This is a genomic window from Cellulosimicrobium cellulans (assembly GCF_001722485.1).
In the GTDB taxonomy this organism is placed as follows: Bacteria; Actinomycetota; Actinomycetes; order Actinomycetales; family Cellulomonadaceae; genus Cellulosimicrobium; species Cellulosimicrobium cellulans_A.
In genome coordinates this window covers 1-1,817 of record NZ_LWGL01000307.1, presented here as the reverse complement: position 1 = coordinate 1,817, position 1,817 = coordinate 1, and the positions used below count along the sequence as shown (strand labels likewise).

Sequence of the window (1,817 nt, the reverse complement as noted above, 5' to 3'; positions counted from 1 at the left end):
GCGACCGTCCTGCGGGGCTGCGACGACCGCGACCTGTTCGTCCTCGAGGTGTGCGGCGCGCTCGAGCTGTTCCGCATCGACGCGGACCACCGCTGCGAGCCCGCGACGCCGCCGACCGGGTTCGCGGCTCGCCGCGCTCCGGCTGCCGCTCGAGGTGCCGGGCGTCGAGACGGCGCGGCACGACCTCGCGCTCGCGGTCGACCAGCTCGACGACTACCTGCTGCCCCGGCTGCGGTCGCAGTCCGCGCCGCTGCTCGTGGTCGTCGGCGGGTCGACGGGCGCCGGCAAGTCGACGCTCGTCAACTCCCTGCTGGGTGAGCACGTGTCCGCGCCCGGCGTGCTGCGGCCCACGACCCGGGCACCCGTCCTCGTGCACCACCCGCTCGACGAGCGGTGGTTCTCGACCGACCGCGTGCTGCCCGGCCTCGCGCGCGTGAGCGCGCACCGCACGACGGGCGACGCGGGCGCGGCGGCACCGGCGTCCCCGGCTGCCTCCGATCCCGCGCGCTCGCTGCGCCTCGTCGCGAGCGACGCCCTGCCGCAGGGCCTCGCGCTCGTGGACGCGCCCGACGTGGACTCCGTCGAGACGGCGAACCGCGAGCTCGCCGCCCAGCTCCTCGGCGCGGCCGACCTGTGGCTGTTCGTCACGACCGCCGCCCGGTACGCCGACGCCGTCCCGTGGGACGTGCTGCGCGGCGCGGCCGAGCGGCGGGCGCAGGTCGCGATCGTCCTCGACCGCGTCGACCCAGGGGCCGAGGCTGTCGCGGACGACCTGCGGCGCATGATGGCGGAGAACGGTCTGGGCGACGCGCCGCTGTTCGTCGTGGGGGAGTCCGAGCTCGTCGACGGGTTCCTGCCCGAGCGGGTCGTCGCGGAGGTCTCGGGATGGCTGTCCGCGCTCGGCGCGGACGGCCACGAGCGCGACCGCGTGGCGCTCGCGACGCGCGACGGCGTGGTCGACGACCTCGTGCGCCGCGCCGTGCTCGTCGCGGGCGCCGCCGACGCGCAGGGGGCGTCGGACGCGCGCCTCCGCGACGCGGTCGACCGTGCCTACGCCGACGCGGCCGCCCAGGTCGACGCCGCCACGAGCGACGGTGCGCTCCTGCGAGGCGAGGTCCTCGCCCGGTGGCAGGACTTCGTCGGCACGAGCGAGATCTTCCGCTCCGTCGAGCAGGGCGTCGGCCGCGTCCGGGACGCGATCGTCTCGTTCTTCCGGGGCCGGCCCGCGCAGGCCCCGCAGGTGGAGCAAGCCATCGCGCACGGCCTGGAGGCCGTCGTCCTCGACGCCGCCGACGCCGGCGCGGAGCGCGCGTACGGCACGTGGCGCGCCGACCCGGCCGGCCACGCGCTGCTCGAGGGGCTCGACCTGGCGCGGTCGTCGCCCGGCGTGCGCGCCGACGTCGCCGCGCAGATCCGTGCCTGGCAGGGCGACGTGCTCGACCTCGTGCGCGAGCAGGGCGCCGGCAAGCGCGGAGCCGCACGCGCGCTGTCCTTCGGCATCAACGGCCTCGGCGTGAGCCTCATGGTGCTCGTGTTCGCCTCGACCGGCGGCATCACGGGCGCCGAGATCGGGATCGCGGGCGGCACCGCGATCGTGGCGCAGAAGCTCCTGGAGGCAGTGTTCGGCGACGACGCCGTGCGGCGCCTCACGCGCACGGCGCGCGAGCGGCTCGCGGAGCGGGTGGAGGACGTCCTCGGCGGCGAGGCACGGAGATACACGGCGCAGCTCGACGCGCTCGGCAGCGGCGAGGCCGCGGTCGCGGCGCAGGGCGTGCGGGACGCCGCCCGTGCGGTCGAGGCCGCCTCGCGCGCCGAGC

1 protein-coding gene is annotated in these 1,817 nt (G+C 77.4%); it reads left to right on the top strand.

Features of this window, described 5'->3' with window-relative positions:
• Positions 1-154: 154 nt before the first annotated feature.
• Positions 155-1,817 (top strand): dynamin family protein (locus tag JZ5iCDA_RS17295; protein WP_366246688.1); only part of this gene is annotated, 1,663 nt, incomplete at its 3' end.